Raw genomic sequence first — 4,233 nt, forward strand, 5'->3', positions numbered from 1 at the left:
CGCGGGCGCACTGCGGCTTGGAAGGAATCGGGAATGGAATCCCCCCTCATCTCAGTGAAGAACGTCTCGAAGACGTTCGCGGGCGTGCACGCGCTCAAGAACATCGACCTCGACATCGCGCCCGGCGAGATCCACTGCCTCGCGGGCGAGAACGGCTCGGGGAAGTCGACTCTCATCAAAGTGATCTCCGGAGTCCACGAAGCCGACTCCGGCGTCATCGAGATCGACGGGCGCACATGGACGAAACTGACGCCCCTGGATGCGATCGGCGCCGGCATCCAGGTGATCTACCAGGACTTCTCCGTCTTCCCGAACCTCACGGTCATGGAGAATCTCGCCCTCACGACCGAAGTCGCCGCCGGCCGCAAACTCGTCAACTGGAAGAGATTCCGGGCGATCGCTGAAGAAGCCGTCGCGAAGATCGGCTTCGCCGTCGACCTGGACGCCAAGGTCGGCGACCTGTCGGTGGCCGACAAGCAGCTCGTCGCCATCTGCCGCGCCCTCATGTCCGACGCGAAGCTCATCGTGATGGACGAACCGACCACGGCCCTCACCAAGCACGAGGTCGACGCCCTCTTCTCCATCATCAGCGAGCTCAAAGCCCGCGGGATCGCCATCCTCTTCGTCTCCCACAAGCTCGAAGAGGTCTTCGAGATCTCCGAGCGCTTCACGATCCTGCGCTCCGGCGAGAAGGTCATCACCTGCGACCGCGACGAACTCGATCGCCACAAGTTCGCCAAGTACATGACGGGCAAGGAGTTCGACGAGACCCGCTTCGAGGCCGACCGCGTCACCGATGAACCCGTCCTCGAAGTGAAGAACCTCTCCGCACAAGGCGCATTCGAAGACGTCTCCTTCTCCCTCAAGGGCGGCGAGATCCTCGGCATCACGGGCCTACTCGGCTCCGGCCGCACCGAACTCGCCCTCGCGCTCTTCGGATCCCTCCCGACGTCCTCGGGAACGATCGCGGTCAACGGCGCGAAGGTCACCCTCTCGTCCGTTCAGGACGCCATCAAAGCCGGAATCGCCCTCGTCCCCGAAGACCGCCTCACCGAAGGGCTCTTCCTCACCCGATCCATCGGCGAGAACATCGTCATCTCCGAGCTCGACTCCTTCGCCGGCGCCCTCGGCGTCCTCGACAAGAAGAGGATCGAAGAGGAAGAAGCGCGCTGGGTCCGCGAACTCGAAGTCGCCACCCCGGACCACGAGAACGCCGTCAACACCCTCTCGGGCGGCAACCAGCAGAAGGTCGTCCTCGCGAAATGGCTCGCGACCAAGCCGGACGTCCTCATCCTCAACGGCCCGACCGTCGGCGTGGACATCGGTTCCAAGTACACGATCCACTCGATCCTCCAACGCCTCGCAAAGGAGGGCATGGCGATCGTCATCATCTCCGACGACATCGCCGAAGTCCTCACGAACTGCTCATCGGTCCTCATCATGCGCGGCGGCCGGATCTGCGAATCGATCGACCCCGCGACCACGAGCGAAGCCGAGCTCGGCGAACTCGTCTCCCGCGACGCCGCACCGGAAGGAGCGAAGTGAAATGACCTCCATGAAAACGAAGATCCTGCGCGCCAATGAATTCTGGGTCCTCCTCGTCATCATCGTCCTCGCCCTCGTCATCCAGATGAGAAGCGGGCAGTTCTTCTCGGCGAACAACATCGTCGACCTCGCCAACGCCATGGTCGTCCCCGGGCTCTTCGCCGTCGCCGCGCACCTCGTCCTCGTCTCGGGCGGGATCGACGTCTCCTTCCCCGCCCTCGCCTCGCTCGCGGTCTACGCGACGACGCGGATCCTCGTCGATCAGGGCTTCAACGGCCCGGTCATCGTGCCCTTCCTCCTCGCGATGCTCTTCGGCGCGCTCCTGGGAGCCTTCAACGGCCTCTTCACCTCGTGGCTCACCGTCCCGACGCTCATCATCACCCTGGGCACGGCGAACGTGTTCTCCGGCTTCATGCAGGGCGCGCTCAACTCGGTGCAGATCCCGAACATCCCCCAATCGATGAAGGACTTCGGAGCCTCATCGCTCTTCACCGTCACGAACCCCCAGTCCGGTTTGAAGTCGCAGATGCCCGTGAGCTTCCTGATCTTCGTCGCCGTCCTCGCGATCGCCTTCTTCATCACCCGGTACACGATGTTCGGGCGGGGCATCTTCGCCCTCGGCGGCGACGAATCCGCCGCCGAACGCGCGGGATTCAAAGTCCGTCGCACGAAGTTCTGGCTCTACGTCATCGTCGGCGTGATCGCCGCGCTCGCGGGGATGGTCCGCACCACCTCCATGGGTCAAATGCACCCGACGAACCTCCTCGGCATGGAGATGATGGTCATCGCCGCCGTCGTCCTCGGCGGCACAGCGATCACGGGCGGCACAGGTTCGCTCACGGGCGTCGTCCTCGGCACCCTCCTCATCGTCATCGTCCAGAACTCGATGATCCTCACCGGCATCCCGACCTTCTGGCAGGGCTTCGCCCTCGGCCTCCTCATCATCATCGGAACCGGCGTCTCCGCCGTCCAGGTGGCGAGGTCGCGGCGCCTGCGGGCAGCGGCGTGAATAGGAGAACACTCATGAGCACTTCCACCACTCCCGCGCGCAAGCGGATCTCGATGCCGTCCTTCCTGGCGAAGGACACGTACATGACGAGGCTCATCCTCATCCTCGTCCTCCTGCTCATCTTCTTCGCGATCGTGCGACCGGGGCCCTTCTTCGCCCTGCGCACATGGCAGTCGATGGCGATCCAATTCCCCGAATTCGGCCTCATGGCCCTGGGGGTCATGCTCACGATGTTCACCGGCGGCATCGACCTGTCCGCGGTGTCCATCGCCAACGTGACCTCGATCTGCACGGCGCTGGTGCTGCGAGCGATGCTCACCGGGGACGCGAGCGCATCCTCAATGAGCATGGCCGTCGTCATCGCACTCGCCATCGCCCTCATCGTCGGATCCGTCTTCGGCGCGTTCAACGGCTTCCTCGTGTCCGTGCTCAGGATCCCCCCGATCCTGGCGACCCTCGGAACGATGGAGCTCTTCGGCGGCATCGCGATCATCCTCACCGAAGGCAAGCCGGTCTCCGGCATCCCCGACGCCTACGGCGCGGTTTTCGCCGCGCGCCTCGGCTTCATCCCGATGCCCCTCATCATCTTCATCGTGTGCGCGACCGTCGTCGGCCTCATCCTCACCCTCACCGGCTTCGGCACGAAGATCCTCCTCATCGGGGCGAACGAGACCGCCGCCCACTTCTCGGGTCTGAAGATCAGGAGCCTGCTCATGAGGACTTACATGCTCTCGGGGATCATGGGGGCGATGGCTGGCCTCGTGATGCTCGCGAACTACAACTCAGCGAAGGCCGACTACGGGGCGAGCTACACGCTGCTCACGGTCCTCATCGCCGTCCTCGGCGGCGTGAACCCCAACGGCGGCAAGGGCCGGATCGCCGGCGTCATCCTGGCGGTCGTCATGCTCCAGGTCCTCTCATCGGGCCTCAACATGTTCCCGAACATCTCCAACTTCTACCGAGCACTCATCTGGGGCGGCGTCCTCCTCGTCGTCATCTGCGCAAATGAAATGAAGGGCAGGAACCCGCTGGCGCGTTTCCTCCCGGGAAGGAAGACCCGATGAAAACAGTGAGGAGCAAGCACGTCGTCGTCGGCGCCGACTTCGCGGGATTCCCCCTCAAAGAGGCCGTGAAAGCCCACCTGCAAGAACGCGGGTGGACGGTCACCGACCTCACCCCGGACATCGAGGCGTGCCCGATGTACCACCGCGTCGGCTTCGCCCTCGGGGCCAAGATCGCCGAGGGCGACTTCGAAAGGGCTCTCGCCTTCTGCGGAACGGGCATGGGGATCCACATCGCCGCGTCGAAGGTCCCGCACGTCCACGCGGCCGTATGCGAGACGGTGCCCGCGGCGAAGCGAGCCGCAGCGGCGAACAATGCGAACCTGCTGGCCATGGGGTCCTTCTACGTCGCGCCCCCGACGGCTATGGCGATGGCCGACGCCTTCCTCGAATCCGAGCTCGGCACGGGCTACGAAAACTGGGACGGCTTCTACGAGTACCACCGCATCGGCTACGACGAATGCGAGAACTTCGATTACGAGGCCTACAAGGCGAACGGCTTCGAGGTGCCGAATCCGCAGTCGGCCGTCCTGGCGGCGCAACCGAAGGGTCTCGCGTACTGAAGCCGAGCCCGAAGCGCATGAGGAGGGGCGCCCCCGTTGATCCGGGGGCGCACTC

The 4,233-nt window shown here is 64.4% G+C and carries 4 protein-coding genes; all 4 read left to right on the forward strand.

Annotation, left to right across the window (positions count from 1 at the left end; genetic code table 11):
* The first annotated feature begins 33 nt into the window (after window positions 1–33).
* The 4 genes from ACQY7V_RS00965 to ACQY7V_RS00980 are packed head-to-tail and all read left to right on the forward strand — an operon-like array spanning window position 34 to window position 4,178.
* On the forward strand, window positions 34–1,545 hold the full coding sequence (locus tag ACQY7V_RS00965) for a sugar ABC transporter ATP-binding protein (RefSeq protein ID WP_235361067.1): 1,512 nt from the start codon (window positions 34–36) through the stop codon (window positions 1,543–1,545).
* 1 nt (window position 1,546) lies between these two features.
* On the forward strand, window positions 1,547–2,554 hold the full coding sequence (locus tag ACQY7V_RS00970) for an ABC transporter permease (RefSeq protein WP_154475662.1): 1,008 nt from the start codon (window positions 1,547–1,549) through the stop codon (window positions 2,552–2,554).
* A 14-nt stretch (window positions 2,555–2,568) separates the two neighbouring features.
* Complete coding sequence (locus tag ACQY7V_RS00975; protein ID WP_303778145.1) at window positions 2,569–3,618, forward strand: ABC transporter permease; 1,050 nt, start codon at window positions 2,569–2,571, stop codon at window positions 3,616–3,618.
* Entirely contained in the window at window positions 3,615–4,178 is a 564-nt protein-coding gene (locus ACQY7V_RS00980; RefSeq protein WP_428638487.1) for an RpiB/LacA/LacB family sugar-phosphate isomerase, read from the forward strand. Before ACQY7V_RS00975 ends, ACQY7V_RS00980 begins: the two co-directional genes overlap by 4 nt.
* Window positions 4,179–4,233: the final 55 nt, after the last annotated feature.

Source organism: Schaalia sp. (assembly GCF_050312375.1).
Classification (GTDB): domain Bacteria; phylum Actinomycetota; class Actinomycetes; order Actinomycetales; family Actinomycetaceae; genus Pauljensenia; species Pauljensenia hyovaginalis.